This is a genomic window from Pseudomonas sp. Sample_11 (assembly GCF_004307505.1).
GTDB lineage: Bacteria > Pseudomonadota > Gammaproteobacteria > Pseudomonadales > Pseudomonadaceae > Aquipseudomonas > Aquipseudomonas atacamensis.
The window spans coordinates 1-15,682 of sequence record NZ_RCOD01000029.1 but is presented as its reverse complement, the minus strand read 5'-3'; the positions used below and the strand labels follow the sequence as shown (position 1 = coordinate 15,682).

Sequence of the window (15,682 nt, the reverse complement as noted above, 5' to 3'; positions counted from 1 at the left end):
GGCTAGCGCCGTCGGAGACCCTTGCAATGCCTGACCAAGATGTACGCTTGCAACACCTGAAAGTTTGGCTCGATGAGCAGTTGGCAAAGTTGTTTGCCGAGCAGGGCTGGGGCACCGTGCCCCCGGCCACGTTGACCGCGGCCAGCAGCGACGCGAGTTTCCGCCGCTACTTCCGCTGGGAGGGCGATGGTCGCAGCTTCGTCGTGATGGACGCGCCGCCACCCCAGGAAAACTGCAAACCGTTCGTGGATATCGCCTTTTTGCTGGCGAAATCCGGAATTAATGTGCCGAAAATTTACGCCGAAGACCTCGAGCGCGGTTTTCTTTTGCTTAATGACCTGGGCAACAAGACCTATCTCGACGTCATCGATGGCGAAAATGCCGACGCGTTATTCCACGATGCCCTGCAAGCGCTGTTGGCTTTTCAACAGTTGCCGATGGTTGCGCCGTTGCCCAGTTACGACGTCGCCCTATTGCGTCGTGAGCTGGAGTTGTTCCCCGAGTGGTACGTCAAGCGCGAGCTGGGCGTCGAGTTCGATGCGGCCCAGCAGCAACAATGGCAGCACATCAGCGAGTTGCTGATCGACAGCGCGCTGGCGCAGCCGAAAGTGCTGGTGCACCGCGACTACATGCCGCGCAACCTGATGCTTAGCGAGCCCAACCCCGGCGTGCTGGACTTCCAGGACGCGGTTTACGGCCCGGTGACCTACGACGTGACCTGCCTGTTCAAGGATGCTTTCCTCAGCTGGCCGGAAGAACGTGTACGCGGCTGGCTGGAAAGTTACTGGCAGCAGGCCTCGGCACTGGACATTCCGGTGCAGGCGGATTTCGAAGACTTCCTGCGCGCCAGCGACCTGATGGGCGTGCAGCGTCACCTGAAAGTCATCGGCATCTTCGCGCGTATCTGCCACCGCGATGGCAAGCCGCGTTATCTGGCCGATGTGCCGCGCTTCTTCTCTTATATAGAAGCAGTGATCGCCCGCCGTCCTGAACTGGCGGAGCTGCAAGCGCTGTTCAGCAGCTTGCGTGCTGGAGCGACGGCATGAAGGCAATGATCCTGGCGGCGGGCAAAGGCGAGCGCATGCGCCCGCTGACCCTGACCACGCCGAAACCGCTGGTGCGTGCCGCCGGCGTGCCGCTGATCGAGTATCACCTGCGCGCCCTCGCGGCCGCAGGCTTCAACGAAGTTGTCATCAACCACGCCTGGCTCGGTCAGCAGATCGAGGATCATCTGGGCGACGGTTCGCGTTTCGGGCTGAGCATCCAGTACTCGCCGGAAGGCGAGCCACTGGAAACCGGTGGCGGGATTTTCCGCGCGCTGCCGTTACTTGGTGACGATGCGTTTCTGGTGGTCAACGGCGACATCTGGACCGATTACGACTTCAGCGTGCTGCACCAGCCGATCAATGGCCTGGCGCATCTGGTGCTGGCCGACAATCCGCCGCATCACCCGAAAGGCGACTTCACTCTCATCGACGGCAAAGTGCAGGACGGCGAGCCTGATGCGCAGACGCTGACTTACAGCGGCATCGCCGTGCTGCATCCGCAGTTGTTCGATGGTTGCAGCGATGGCGCGTTCAAGCTCGCGCCGCTGCTACGCAACGCCATGGCCAAAGGTGAAGTGACGGGCGAGCGGTTGAAGGGGCATTGGGTAGATGTTGGTACCTACGAGCGTCTGGCCGAAGCCGAAGCCTTGATAGAAGCGAGTCGCTGAGATGCTGTGGCCAGGGACTCTGATTGGAGCCGGAGTGGGGTACGCGATTGCCAGCATTCCGGGGGCCATGCTTGGGGCGTTGTTGGGGCAAGCGCTGGATCGGCGCTTGCACTTGCAAAGCTGGGGACATTTACGCGAAAAGCTCGGCGGCCGGCCGATGCTGCGCAACGATGAATTGCTGTTCGTGTTGCTCGGGCGTCTGGCCAAGAGCGACGGGCGCGTCACTGACGGGCATATCCAGCAGGCGCGCAATGAAATGCGCGCGCTGGAAATGAGCGAGCCGGCGACACGGCGGGCCATTGCTGCATTCAATCGCGGCAAGTCCGGCAGCGACAATCTGCGCGGTTATCTGCGTCGTTTGAGTTCGCAACCGCATGCGGCTGAGGGCGTGTTGCGTGCCTGTTGGCGAATGGTCTGGGCTGATGGTCGCGCCGGGGTCAGCGAACGCGAGTTGCTGGCGCAGTGGGGCAAATGGCTCGGCTGGACGGCGCAGCAGGTGCAGGCATTGGCCAGCGATTACGAGCCGGGCAAGCGGCCGATCGTCAGTGCGGCAGTGAGTTACCAGGAGGCAATGAAGTTGCTTGGGGTGTCGGCGAGCAGCGAGCCGGCGCAGATCAAGCGCGCTTACCGACGGTTGCTCAGTCGCCATCACCCGGACAAGATCGCCGGCAGTGGCGCGACCCCGGCACAGGTGCGTGAGGCGACCGAGCGGACGCGGGAATTGCATAGCGCTTATACGCTGATTCGCGAGCGGCGGGATTTTCGCTGACCCTTGAAGATCAAAAGATCGCAGCCTTCGGCAGCTCCTACCTTTGGAATGCATTTTTCCTGTAGGAGCTGCCGAAGGCTGCGATCTTTTGCTTTATCAGTCCGTATTTTGTGGATTCAACCATCCTCGCACCCGCCGAAACAATTGTTCCTGCTCAGCCTTCTTGTCCGGCAACACCTTCAGCGCCACCTGGCTGAACGCCGAGGTCTTCAGACGCTTGCTCGCCTGCATGCGCTCCAGCGCCGCGTTGCGATCCAGCGCTTTGTCCATGTAGAAAATATCCACCGTCGGCAGCTTCAGCGTCGGCGTCAGTTCGGCGAGTGGCGGCAGGGCTTTGGCTGGTGCTTGCGCGTCAACCATCACCAGTTTTTCCACCTGCGGCGTCTGCCGCTCGCTGAGAAAACGCGCCGCCCAGTAGGCGCCGGTGCCATGCCCGAGCACGACGATGCTGCGCGCGCTCTGCTGTTCGGCGTAGGCAATCGCTGCGTCGATGCGCCCGGAGATGCGATCGGCATCGGCCTTGGCTTGTTCTTCGCTGGTCTCGGCGACCACCTGTTCGGCAACTTCCGCTTCACCGCCTGCGGCCTGTTCGATCGGTTGTGCGGTGGCGGCATCCTTGCTTGTGGTTTCCGGGGCTTTCGGCGCCGCGGCCGGTTCGATCACGCGCGGAGCAATGGCGTCGCCTTGCAGATCCGGCAGGGTGATACTCAGGCTGCTCCACTCGACGTCCGGCAATTTGCGTCGCAACGGGCCGATTGCCTGCGGCCAGTCAGCGGTTTCGCCGGCACCGGGGACGATGATCACCGCACCTTTGGGTTCGGCGCTGTTGGCCGGTTTCCACAGGGCGAGGAAAGTGTCGCTGCCAGCCTGCAGTTGTTGCTGCTCTTGCGCTGGCAGTTTACGTTGCAGTGCGGCGGCCTCTTCCTGACTACGCTCAAGCAGTGGCTGGCGCTCGGCCGGTTTTTCTTCGGCGGGTTTATCCGTGGCGGCAGGCGCAGGGTCGGCGGCTTCGACGGAAAACGCACAAGGCAGGATCAGCGACAGGCACAATGCTGGCAGTGCCAGGCGGTAGACAGAGGGCATCGGTTATTCCAGGCCAGAAAAGTATCCCGGCAGCCTAATGGGTTGGTCAGAATTTGTCAGTGTATGAGACTTCAATGAAGCGATTTTGCTGCCTGTGGGTTATCGGCTGTTTGTGGTTTCCCTTGATGGGCTGGGCGGCGCCTGCGCCGCCGGCTCATGCCGCGCAATTGTCGCCAGAGCAGCAGCAATGGCTGGCGCAGCACAACGAATTGCGCGTCGGCCTGGTGTTGCAGGCGCCCTACGCGACCTACGATCGGCGCCTGCAGCGATTGTCCGGGGCCAATGTCGAGTTGATGAAACTGCTGGCCAAAACCCTCGGCGTGGAACTGAGCTGGCGCAACTTTCAGGATCTGGGGGCATTGGAAAACGCTTTGCGCGAGGGCGAGATCGACATCGCCCCGGGCCTCAGCCAGACCCCGAGCGCGCTGCGCCTCTGGCAGTTTTCCGACCCGTACATGCGCGTGCCGCAACTGGTGGTCAGCGACCAGAAAAGCAGCGGCGCGGTCGATCTGGAAAAGCTCGACAGCCAGACCCGCGTCGCCGTGCGCATGCCGAGCAGCACTGCCGACTATCTGCGCAGCAACTATCCGCACTTGAATTTGCAAGGCGTGCCGCTGGAACGGCAAGCGTTGCAACTGCTGTTGAGTCAGCAAGCCTCCTACGCGGTGGTCGACGAAGCACAGTTGGGCCGGCTGTCGGTGGAGCCGGAGTTTGCCGAACTGGTGGTGGTTGGCGATATCGGCCTGCCGCAACTGCTGCGTGTGGCCTCGCGGCGCGATTGGCCGGAACTGGCCGGCATCGTCCAGAGCGCCTTGCGCGCGATCCCGGCCAAGGATCTGGAACAATTGCACAACCAATGGCTGCAGCCGAAATACCCACGGCTGACCGAGTCGCCGGGGTTCTGGCAGAACCTCAGCCTGTTGTTCGCGGTGATGCTGCTCAGTTGCGCGGCAATCGTGGCGTGGCAGCGGCGCCAACAGCACAGCCTCGAACAACGCCTGCTCAGCGCCCGCGAAGACATTGCATTGCGCGCGGCCAGTGAAGAGGCGCTGCGGCTGACACAGTTTTCCATCGACCAAAGCACCGTCGGCATTCTCTGGGTCAATTGGGACAGCCATGTGCGCTACGCCAACCGCGCGGCGGAAAACATGCTTGGTTATCCCTCGGGCGGGCTGATCGAGCGGCCGCTGATCGATTTCGAGCCCGGCCTGCACATGGATCGCTGGCTCAATCTGTGGAAGCGTGCACGGGCCAGTGAAGAAGGGCCGCTGAGCTTCGAAACCAGCTGCCTGCGCGCCGATGGCAGCGTGTTGCCGGCGGACGTTTCCCTGAGCTTCCTGCGTTTTCGCGACAGTGAATATCTGGTGGTCTACCTCACCGACGTCACCGACCGCCGCCGCGCGCTCGCCGCTTTGCAGGAAAGCGAGGCGCGCCTGCAAGGCATCGCCGCCAACGTTCCGGGTCTGGTGTTCAGGCTGGAGCGGGCACCGGTCACCGGGCAGATCGACTTTGCCTACATCAGCGAGGGCAGCGAAAGTCTGGTCGGTTATGCGCCGGCAGCCATCGCTCATCGCGACATGGGCTTGCGCAGCCTCGTGCACCCCGACGACAAGGCCAGTTATCACCGCACCCAGGATCAGGCGCTGGATACCGACAGCGACTGGTCGTGGCAGGGCCGCATCGTCACGCGCCAGGGTGAGCAGCGCTGGGCCGAGATCAAGGCGATCACCCGCCAGCTGGAGGACGGCGCCTATGTATGGGACGGCATCGTCTGGGACATCAGCGAAAGCAAACGCATCGAGCTGGAACTGGCGGCCTCGCGCGAGCAACTCCGTGAACTGTCGGCGCACCTGGAAAGCGTGCGTGAAGAAGAGAAGGCGCGCATCGCCCGGGAAGTTCATGATGAGTTGGGACAGATGCTCACCGTGCTGAAACTGGAGACATCGATGTGCGAATTGGCCTACGCGCAGCTTGATCCGGGACTCAACGAGCGGCTCAACAGCATGAAGCGCCTGATCGCGCAGTTGTTTCAGCTGGTACGCGATGTGGCGACGGCGTTGCGCCCGCCGATCCTTGATGCCGGGATTGCCTCGGCCATCGAGTGGCAGGCTCGGCGTTTCGAGGCGCGCACACAGATACCGTGTCTGGTGCAGGTGCCGGACAACCTGCCGGCACTCAGCGATGCCAAAGCGGTGGGGCTGTTCCGGATATTGCAGGAGGCGCTGACCAATGTGATGCGCCATGCTCAGGCGCACACGGTGGAGCTGACGCTGGAGCTTGCGGGCGATGAATTGTGTCTGACCGTCAGCGATGATGGCGTAGGATTTCTCGCGGCCGAGGGTAGGCCGACGTCGTTTGGCCTGGTCGGCATGCGTGAGCGGGTGCTGATCATGGGCGGGCGGCTGGAGCTGCTGAGTGAGCCGGGGGAGGGCACCAGTCTTAAGGTGTGGGTGCCTGTGGATCGCTAAAAGATCGCAGCCTTCGGCAGCTCCTACACTGATCGCATACCCCTGTAGGAGCTGCCGAAGGCTGCGATCTTTTCGCTTCATGCAAATATCGAGGAAATCCAAGTGATCCGTGTACTGGTAGCCGAAGACCACACCATCGTCCGCGAGGGCATCAAGCAATTGATCGGCCTGGCCAAGGATCTGCAAGTCGTGGGGGAGGCGAGCAATGGTGAGCAACTGCTCGAAACCCTGCGCAGCGTGCCGTGCGAGGTGGTGTTGCTGGACATATCCATGCCCGGGGTCAATGGCTTGGAAGCGATCCCGCGTATCCGTGCGCTGAACAATCCGCCGGCGATTCTGGTGCTGTCGATGCACGACGAAGCGCAAATGGCCGCGCGCGCATTGAAGGTCGGTGCCGCCGGGTATGCGACCAAGGACAGCGATCCGGCGCTGCTGCTCACGGCGATTCGCAAAGTCGCGGCGGGCGGGCGTTACATTGACCCGGAACTGGCCGACCGCATGGTTTTCGAAGTCGGCCTGACCGATACCCGGCCGCTGCATTCGCTGTTGTCAGAACGCGAATTCTCGGTGTTCGAACGCCTGGCCCAAGGCGCCAACGTCAACGACATCGCCCAGCAACTGGCCCTGAGCAGCAAGACCATCAGCACCCACAAGGCGCGGCTGATGCAGAAGCTCAACATCACCTCCCTGGCCGAACTGGTGAAATATGCGATGGAGCACAAACTCCTCTGAACCCGCCCGCCCCTGTAGGAGCTGCCGAAGGCTGCGATCTTTTGATCTTATAAACAGCAAGGTCAAAAGATCGTCCGATCGCGGCCCGAGCCTTCGGCAGCTCCTACATGAGACCGCGTTGGCATATCTGTTAGCGACAAACGCTTTTGCCTTTACTTGCGGCTCGCAGCTTGCCGCTCACCATTGCTTTATCCATTAACGCCATCCTTGTAGGGCAATCCCTACCCCCAACCTTCCATTGCACTTAAGCGATTCTCTCCTGCGCCCCGATTTGCGTGGCCGCCGCCAGCCACTAGGCTTGATGAACAAGCAGTCATCAACAACAAAGGTGTGGGTATGAGCCAGGTCGATACAAGCGCAGGGACCAGTGATGTGCTGGTCAGCTTTCGTGGTGTGCAGAAGAGCTACGACGGCGAGAACCTGATCGTCAAAGACCTCAACCTGGACATTCGCAAGGGCGAATTCCTTACCCTGCTCGGGCCGTCCGGTTCCGGCAAGACCACCAGCCTGATGATGCTCGCCGGCTTCGAAACGCCGACCGCCGGTGAAATCCTCCTGTCCGGGCGTTCGATCAACAACGTGCCGCCGCACAAGCGCGATATCGGCATGGTGTTCCAGAACTACGCGCTGTTCCCGCACATGACTGTCGCGGAGAACCTTGCTTTCCCGTTGACCGTGCGCGGCTTGAACAAAAGCGATGTCAGCGAGCGGGTGAAGAAAGTCCTCAGCATGGTTCAGCTCGATGCGTTCGCTTCGCGCTATCCGGCGCAGTTGTCCGGTGGTCAGCAGCAACGTGTGGCATTGGCCCGCGCGCTGGTGTTCGAGCCGCAGCTGGTGCTGATGGACGAACCGCTGGGCGCCCTCGACAAACAACTGCGTGAACACATGCAGATGGAGATCAAGCACCTGCACCAGCGCCTCGGCGTGACCGTGGTCTACGTGACCCACGACCAGGGCGAAGCACTGACCATGTCCGACCGCGTGGCGGTATTCCATCAGGGCGAGATCCAGCAGATCGCGCCACCGCGCACGCTCTACGAAGAGCCGAAAAACACCTTTGTCGCCAACTTCATTGGCGAGAACAACCGCCTCAACGGCCGCCTGCTCAGCCAGAGTGGCGAGCGCTGCGTGGTCGAGTTGGGGCGTGGCGAAAAAGTCGAGGCGCTGGCCGTCAACGTCGGTCAGACCGGCGAGCCGGTGACTCTGTCGATCCGTCCGGAACGCGTCAGCCTCAACGGTTCGAGCGATCAATGCGTCAACCGCTTCTCAGGGAGGGTGGCGGAATTCATCTATCTGGGCGACCACGTCCGGGTGCGCCTGGAAGTCTGCGGCAAGACCGACTTCTTCGTGAAACAACCGATTGCCGAGCTCGATCCTGCGCTCGCTGTCGGCGACGTGGTACCGCTTGGCTGGCAGGTCGAGCACGTTCGTGCGCTCGATCCGCTTTTAGAGGCGCACTAAGCGCCCCGGCAATACCAACACCAACCCTGCACGTGGAGAGAACAATAAATGTTGAGATCCCTGAAGTTCACCGCCCTGACTCTGGGCCTGATGGGTGCGACCGGCGCAATGGCCGCCGGCCCGGACTTGACCGTGGTGTCGTTTGGCGGGGCGAACAAGGCGGCGCAAGTCAAAGCCTTCTATGCACCGTGGGAAGCGGCGGGCAACGGCAAGATCGTTGCTGGCGAATACAACGGCGAGATGGCCAAGGTCAAAGCCATGGTCGACACCAAGAGCGTGTCGTGGGATCTGGTCGAAGTTGAATCGCCAGAGCTGTCCCGTGGTTGCGACGAAGACATGTTCGAGCAGCTCGATCCTGCGCTGTTCGGCAAAACCGAAGACTACGTCAAGGGTGCCATTCAGCCGTGCGGCGTGGGCTTCTTCGTTTGGTCGACCGTGTTGGCCTACAACGCCGACAAACTGAAAACCGCACCGACCAGTTGGGCGGATTTCTGGGACACGAAGAAATTCCCGGGCAAGCGCGGTCTGCGCAAAGGCGCCAAGTACACCCTCGAATTCGCGCTGATGGCCGATGGTGTGGCGCCGAAAGACGTCTACAAAGAGCTGGCGAGCAAGGGCGGCCAGGATCGTGCCTTCAAGAAACTCGATGAGCTCAAGCCAAGCATTCAGTGGTGGGAAGCCGGCGCACAACCGCCACAGTACCTCGCTTCCGGCGACGTGGTGATGAGTTCGGCCTACAACGGTCGCATCGCGGCGGTGCAGAAAGAATCCAACCTGAAAGTGGTGTGGAACGGCGGCATCTACGACTTCGACGCCTGGGCTATCCCGAAAGGTCTGGACGCCAAGCGCGCCGAAGCGGCGAAGAAATTCATCGCCTTCTCGGTGCAGCCGCAGCAGCAGAAGACCTACTCGGAAAACATCGCCTACGGCCCGGCCAACACCCAAGCCGTACCGCTGCTGGCCAAGGATGTCCTGAAAGACATGCCGACCACCCCGGAAAACATCGCCAACCAGGTGCAGATCGACGTCAGCTTCTGGGCTGATAACGGCGAGCAGTTGGAGCAGCGTTTCAACTCTTGGGCTGCCAAATAACCCAAGCATGCGGACCGATGGCTTTCCGGATGATCGTTCCCACGCTCTGCGTGGGAATGCCGCCCGGGACGCTCCGCGTCCCTGTGTGACGCAGAGCGTCACTGGATACATTCCCACGCAGAGCGTGGGAACGATCACTGGCAAAAGTTCGAGGTGGTTCGCCACCTCTGTAACGATCAAAGATTTGCGGAGTACGTCATGGCCATCGCCGTTCCCCTGAACGAGGGCGCCAGCCCCACCTTGAAGCAGAAGCTCAAGCACGCCGAGCGGGTCAACCGCTGGAAAGCCCAGGCACTGATTGCGCCGCTGGTGCTGTTTCTGCTGCTGGTGTTTCTGGTGCCGATCGTGGCGCTGCTCTATAAAAGCGTCGGCAACCCGGAAGTGGTTGGCGGCATGCCGCGCACTGTCACCGCCATCGCCAGTTGGGACGGCCGTGGTCTGCCCGCCGAGCCGGTGTACAAGGCGGCCAGCGAAGACCTCGCCGAAGCCCGCAAAAACCAGACGCTGGGCGATCTGTCCAAGCGCTTGAACATGGAGTTGGCCGGCTACCGCAGCCTGCTGACCAAAACCGCCCGGGCGCTGCCGTTCGCCAGCGAACCGGCTTCTTATAAAGAAGCGCTGGAAGCGCTCGACGAACGCTGGGGCGACCCGGCCTACTGGCAAGCGGTGAAACGCAACACCAGCAGCATCACTCCGTATTACCTGCTGGCGGCGGTCGATCACCGCATCGATGACCTCGGCGAACTGGCTCCAGCCACCCCGGATCAGGCGATCTACCTCGACATCTTCGCTCGCACGTTCTGGATGGGCCTGGTCATCACCGTGATCTGCCTGCTGCTCGCCTATCCACTGGCTTATCTGCTGGCGAATCTGCCTTCGCGGCAGAGCAACCTGCTGATGATCCTGGTGCTGCTGCCGTTCTGGACTTCGATTCTGGTGCGGGTCGCAGCATGGATCGTGCTGCTGCAATCCGGCGGTCTGATCAACAGTGCGTTGCTGGCCATGGGCATCATCGATAAACCGCTGGAACTGGTGTTCAACCGCACCGGCGTATACATCTCGATGGTGCACATTCTGCTGCCGTTCATGATTCTGCCGATCTACAGCGTGATGAAAGGCATCTCGCCCACCTACATGCGCGCGGCGATTTCCCTCGGCTGTCATCCGTTCGCCAGTTTCTGGCGGGTGTACTTCCCGCAGACCTACGCCGGTGTTGGCGCCGGCTGCCTGTTGGTGTTCATCCTCGCCATCGGCTACTACATCACCCCGGCGCTGCTCGGCAGCCCGAACGACCAAATGGTCAGTTACTTCGTCGCCTTCTACACCAACACCAGCATCAACTGGGGCATGGCCACTGCGCTCGGCGGGCTGCTCTTGCTGGCGACCGTGGTGCTTTATCTGATCTACAGCTGGCTGGTCGGCGCCAGTCGCCTGCGCCTGAGCTAAGGGGAATTTGCGATGCTGAGTCCTTACATGTCGCCCATCGAACGGGTGTGGTTCTACAGCCTGCGGATCCTCTGCGGCCTGATTCTGTTGTTCCTGATCCTGCCGGTGCTGGTGATCATTCCGCTGTCGTTCAACTCGGGGAGTTTTCTGGTCTATCCACTGCAGGGTTTCTCGCTGCAGTGGTACCACGACTTCTTCGCCTCGGCGGAATGGATGCGTGCACTGAAGAACAGCATCATCGTCGCCCCGGCGGCGACGGTGCTGGCGATGATTTTCGGCACGCTGGCGGCGATCGGCCTGACCCGTGGCGACTTCCCCGGCAAATCGCTGGTGATGGCACTGGTGATTTCACCGATGGTGGTGCCGGTGGTGATCATCGGCGTGGCGAGTTATCTGTTCTTCGCGCCGCTGGGGCTGGGTAACAGCTTCTTCTCGCTGATCGTCGTGCATGCGGTATTGGGTGTGCCGTTTGTGATCATCACCGTGTCGGCGACGTTGCAGGGGTTTAATCACAACCTGGTGCGTGCTGCTGCGAGTCTCGGTGCATCGCCGCTGACTGCATTCCGCCGGGTGACCTTGCCGCTGATTGCGCCGGGAGTGATTTCCGGGGCGCTGTTTGCCTTTGCCACTTCTTTCGATGAAGTGGTGGTGACGCTGTTCCTTGCCGGACCCGAGCAGGCGACATTGCCTCGGCAGATGTTCAGCGGGATTCGCGAGAACCTCAGCCCGACGATTGCCGCGGCGGCGACGTTGCTGATTGCCTTCTCGGTGATCTTGCTGCTGACGCTGGAATGGCTGCGCGGGCGCAGCGAGAAACTCCGCACCGCGCAGGTCTGACACCAGCCCCTGCCGGAACCGAATCGTCCTCTGTAGGAGCTGCCGAAGGCTGCGATCTTTTGATTTTGCTTTTAGATCAAGATCAAAAGATCGCAGCCTTCGGCAGCTCCTACAGGTTATCCGTTGGTCATTCATGACCTGAATAGCAGACAACCCCAAATCCCCAGCTAATCTTGTGCCCAGCTCCCACATCTATAAGAGGCTGCGCACCATGAGTCTGTCCCAGTTCAAAATCGCTCACAAACTGATCACCGGCGCCGCAGCCATCGAGCAACTGGCCGCCGAACTCACCCGCCTCGACATCGACAACCCGTTGATCGTCACCGACGCCGCGCTGGTCAGGTCCGGTACCGTCGAGCTGGCGCTGGTGCAACTCGGCGGGCGCGAGTACGAGATTTTCGACCGTGTGCTGCCCGATCCGGAAATCGCCATCGTCGAAGACTGCATGCGCGCCTATCGCGAAGGCGGGCATGACGGCTTGATCGGCCTCGGGGGCGGCAGCGCCATCGATATTGCCAAAAGTGTCGCCGCCTACGCCGGATATCACGGCGCGCTGGAAGATCTATTCGGCGTCGACCAGGTGCCGCGCAAAGGCCCGCCGCTGATCGCCATTCCGACCACCGCCGGCACCGGCTCTGAAGTCACCAACGTGGCGATCCTCTCGGACAAGGTCGCGCAGTTGAAGAAAGGCATCGTCAGCGACTATCTGCTGCCGGACGTGGCGCTGGTCAGTCCGCAAATGACCCTGACCTGTCCGCGCAGCGTCACCGCCGCCAGTGGTGTCGATGCACTGGTGCACGCCATCGAATCCTATCTGTCGGTGAATGCCTCGCCGATCACCGACTCTCTCGCCATCGGCGCAATCAAGCTGATCGCCAGCGCTCTGCCCAAGGCCTACGCCAACGGCGCCAATTTGCAAGCGCGCGAAGACATGGCCACCGCCAGCCTGATGGCCGGCATGGCGTTCGGTAACGCCGGGGTCGGCGCGGTGCATGCGCTGGCGTATCCGCTGGGTGGGCGCTTCAACATTGCCCACGGTGTCAGCAATGCCTTGCTGCTGCCCTATGTGATGACCTGGAACAAAATGGCCTGCGTCGAACGCATGCAGGATATTGCCGAAGCCATGGGCGTGAAGACCGCGCATCTGAGCGCCAGCGAAGCCGCGGACAAAGCCGTGCAGGCCATGACCGACCTGTGCGCGGCGGTGGAAATCCCTGCCGGGCTGCGCAGTTTCGGCGTGCCGGAGGAAGCGATCCCGGCGATGGCCGTGGAGGCCGCCGGCATCGAGCGGCTGATGCGCAACAATCCGCGCAAACTCAGCGCCGGCGATATCGAGAAGATTTACCGCGCGGCTTACTGAGGCGCGATCGCTGAAGGCTCATGGCACAACCCAATCATCGCGGTCCCGGTGCGCGTGTGGAAACTTGAGGTATACAATGCGCGCCATCGTGATTTAGCTCAGCACAGGTGCGTCATGCAGCCCTTCGTAATTGCTCCGTCGATCCTCTCCGCCGACTTCGCCCGCCTCGGCGAGGAAGTGGACAACGTTCTCGCCGCCGGCGCCGACTTCGTCCACTTCGATGTCATGGACAACCACTACGTACCGAACCTGACGATCGGCCCGATGGTCTGCGCGGCACTGCGCAAGTATGGCGTCACCGCGCCGATCGACGCGCACCTGATGGTCAGCCCGGTGGACCGCATCGTCGGCGACTTCATCGAAGCCGGCGCGACCTACATTACCTTCCACCCGGAAGCCACGCTGCACGTCGATCGCTCGCTGCAACTGATCCGCGAAGGCGGCTGTAAGTCCGGTCTGGTGTTCAACCCGGCGACCCCGCTGGACGTGCTCAAGTACGTGATCGACAAGGTCGACATGGTCCTGCTGATGAGCGTCAACCCGGGCTTCGGCGGGCAGAAGTTCATTCCCGGCACCCTCGACAAGTTGCGTGAAGCGCGGGCGATCATCGACGCCTCGGGCCGCGACATCCGCCTGGAAATCGACGGCGGCGTCAACGTCAACAATATCCGCGAAATTGCCGCTGCTGGTGCTGACACCTTCGTCGCCGGCTCGGCCATTTTCAACGCGCCGAACTATCAGGAAGTCATCGACAAGATGCGTTCCGAACTGGCACTGGCGCGCCCATGAGCGGTTTTGAGCAGTTGTTCCCGGGGCAGTTGCCACGGTTGGTGATGTTCGATCTGGATGGCACGCTGATCGATTCGGTTCCCGACCTGGCGGCGGCGGTGGACACCATGCTGCTCTCCCTCGGCCGTCCGCCGGCGGGTATCGAAGCGGTGCGCGAATGGGTCGGCAATGGCGCGCCGGTGCTGGTGCGTCGGGCCTTGGCCGGTAGCATCGATCATTCGGCGGTGGATGACGCTGAAGCCGAGCGCGCACTGGAGATTTTCATGGAGGCGTACGGCGCCAGCCATGAGCTGACCGTGGTCTATCCCGGTGTGCGCGACACGCTCAAGTGGCTGCACAAGCAAGGCGTGGCCATGGCGCTGATCACCAACAAGCCCGAGCGCTTCGTCGCGCCGCTGCTCGATCAGATGAAGATCGGCCGCTACTTCAAGTGGATCATCGGCGGCGATACCCTGCCGCAGAAGAAGCCTGACCCGGCGGCGCTGTTCTTCGTAATGAAAATGGCCAACATTCCGGCCTCGCAATCGTTGTTCGTCGGCGACTCGCGCAGCGATGTGCAGGCGGCGAAAGCAGCGGGGGTCAAGTGTGTGGCGCTGAGTTACGGCTACAACCATGGCCGGCCGATTGCCGAGGAATCCCCGGCACTGGTGATCGACGATTTGCGCAAACTAATTCCCGGTTGCCTGGATCTGGCCGGTGGGATAACGTTGCCCGACGCTGTTCAACCCCCTTCTGGAAACGCCATCGTGGTGGTCACCCGCAAACTCTGGATGAAAGTCATCAAGGCCCTGGCCCGCTGGCGTTGGCGCGCCTGACTGATTCTGGCCGGCCGTGCCGGCGCGTTTGCATACCTGACTGATTGCACCTCACACCACGAGGCACCTTATGAATCGCGAAGAATTCCTGCGTCTGGCCGCTGACGGCTATAACCGCATCCCGCTGGCCTGCGAAACCCTGGCCGACTTCGACACGCCGCTGTCGATCTACCTGAAACTGGCCGACCAGCCCAACTCCTACCTGCTCGAATCGGTGCAGGGCGGCGAGAAATGGGGCCGTTACTCGATCATCGGCCTGCCGTGCCGCACCGTGCTGCGAGTCCACGACCATCACGTCAGCATCAGCGTGGATGGCGTCGAGACCGAAAGCCACGAGGTTGAAGACCCGCTGGCGTTCGTCGAAACCTTCAAGGCGCGCTACAACGTGCCGACCATCGCCGGCCTGCCGCGCTTCAACGGTGGACTGGTCGGCTACTTCGGTTACGACTGTGTGCGCTATGTCGAGAAGCGTCTGGGCAAATGCCCGAACCCGGATCCGCTGGGCGTGCCGGACATTCTGCTGATGGTTTCCGACGCCGTTGTGGTGTTCGACAACCTGGCCGGCAAGATGCACGCGATCGTCCTCGCCGACCCTGCGCAGGCCGATGCCTTCGAGCAAGGCCAGGCGCGGTTGCAGGAACTGCTCGAGCAACTGCGTCAGCCGATCACCCCGCGTCGTGGCCTGGATTTCAGCAAACAGCAATCGGCCGATCCGGTGTTTCGTTCCAGTTTCACTCAGGACGATTACGAAAAAGCCGTCGACACCATCAAGGAATACATCCTCGCCGGCGACTGCATGCAGGTGGTGCCATCGCAGCGCATGTCGATCGACTTCAAGGCAGCGCCAATCGATCTGTATCGCGCGCTGCGTTGCTTCAACCCGACGCCGTACATGTACTTCTTCAACTTCGGCGATTTCCACGTCGTCGGCAGTTCGCCGGAAGTGCTGGTGCGCGTCGAAGACAACCTGATCACCGTGCGCCCGATCGCCGGCACGCGCCCACGCGGTGCCACCGAAGAAGCCGACGTGGCGCTGGAGCAGGATCTGCTCTCGGATGACAAGGAGATCGCCGAGCACTTGATGCTGATCGATCTGGGCCGCAACGATACCGGGCG

General features: G+C 61.7%; 14 protein-coding genes. 13 read left to right on the top strand and 1 reads right to left on the bottom strand.

All coding sequences use genetic code 11. From position 1 onward, the window contains the following. Positions 1–26 precede the first annotated feature (26 nt). From D8U60_RS07030 to D8U60_RS07020, 3 genes are read left to right on the top strand one after another with little or no spacing between them, the layout of a single operon-like run. Positions 27–1,046, top strand: a complete 1,020-nt coding sequence (locus D8U60_RS07030; protein WP_016772900.1) for a phosphotransferase — start codon at positions 27–29, stop codon at positions 1,044–1,046. Next, entirely contained in the window at positions 1,043–1,714 is a 672-nt protein-coding gene (gene murU, locus D8U60_RS07025; RefSeq protein WP_130899802.1) for an N-acetylmuramate alpha-1-phosphate uridylyltransferase MurU, read from the top strand. The genes D8U60_RS07030 and murU overlap by 4 nt, the downstream gene beginning before the upstream one ends. Position 1,715: 1 nt before the next feature. Continuing rightward, positions 1,716–2,483: a TerB family tellurite resistance protein gene (locus D8U60_RS07020; protein ID WP_024014539.1), complete on the top strand. Its 768-nt coding sequence runs from the start codon at positions 1,716–1,718 to the stop codon at positions 2,481–2,483. Between the two features lie 96 nt (positions 2,484–2,579). Here the strand turns inward: D8U60_RS07020 and D8U60_RS07015 are convergent, their stop codons facing one another. Then, on the bottom strand, positions 2,580–3,566 hold the full coding sequence (locus tag D8U60_RS07015; protein WP_130899801.1) for an alpha/beta hydrolase family protein: 987 nt from the start codon (positions 3,564–3,566) through the stop codon (positions 2,580–2,582). Between the two features lie 74 nt (positions 3,567–3,640). On the opposite strand from D8U60_RS07015, the gene D8U60_RS07010 reads away from it, so the two are divergent. The 10 genes from D8U60_RS07010 to D8U60_RS06965 all read left to right on the top strand — a co-directional run. Beyond that, positions 3,641–6,034, top strand: coding sequence for a transporter substrate-binding domain-containing protein (locus D8U60_RS07010; RefSeq protein WP_130899800.1), 2,394 nt, complete (start codon positions 3,641–3,643; stop codon positions 6,032–6,034). 102 nt (positions 6,035–6,136) lie between these two features. Then, positions 6,137–6,766 (top strand): response regulator transcription factor, encoded by a 630-nt coding sequence (locus tag D8U60_RS07005; RefSeq protein ID WP_003228820.1) that lies wholly within the window; start codon positions 6,137–6,139, stop codon positions 6,764–6,766. Between the two features lie 336 nt (positions 6,767–7,102). Beyond that, positions 7,103–8,227 (top strand): ABC transporter ATP-binding protein, encoded by a 1,125-nt coding sequence (locus D8U60_RS07000; RefSeq protein ID WP_016772906.1) that lies wholly within the window; start codon positions 7,103–7,105, stop codon positions 8,225–8,227. Positions 8,228–8,275: 48 nt separating this feature from the next. Further along, positions 8,276–9,319, top strand: coding sequence for an ABC transporter substrate-binding protein (locus D8U60_RS06995; RefSeq protein WP_016772907.1), 1,044 nt, complete (start codon positions 8,276–8,278; stop codon positions 9,317–9,319). 198 nt (positions 9,320–9,517) lie between these two features. Beyond that, a complete protein-coding gene (locus D8U60_RS06990) occupies positions 9,518–10,765 on the top strand; it encodes an ABC transporter permease (protein ID WP_016772908.1) in 1,248 nt (415 codons plus the stop codon). Between the two features lie 12 nt (positions 10,766–10,777). After that, positions 10,778–11,602 (top strand): ABC transporter permease, encoded by an 825-nt coding sequence (locus D8U60_RS06985; protein ID WP_016772909.1) that lies wholly within the window; start codon positions 10,778–10,780, stop codon positions 11,600–11,602. A gap of 211 nt (positions 11,603–11,813) precedes the next feature. Beyond that, entirely contained in the window at positions 11,814–12,962 is a 1,149-nt protein-coding gene (locus D8U60_RS06980) for an iron-containing alcohol dehydrogenase (protein WP_130899799.1), read from the top strand. A gap of 114 nt (positions 12,963–13,076) precedes the next feature. After that, positions 13,077–13,751, top strand: coding sequence for a ribulose-phosphate 3-epimerase (gene rpe / locus D8U60_RS06975; protein ID WP_007918813.1), 675 nt, complete (start codon positions 13,077–13,079; stop codon positions 13,749–13,751). After that, on the top strand, positions 13,748–14,566 hold the full coding sequence (locus D8U60_RS06970) for a phosphoglycolate phosphatase (protein ID WP_101160848.1): 819 nt from the start codon (positions 13,748–13,750) through the stop codon (positions 14,564–14,566). The genes rpe and D8U60_RS06970 overlap by 4 nt, the downstream gene beginning before the upstream one ends. Positions 14,567–14,636: 70 nt before the next feature. Beyond that, on the top strand, positions 14,637–15,682 hold a 1,046-nt coding region (locus D8U60_RS06965), incomplete at its 3' end, for a chorismate-binding protein (protein WP_130899798.1).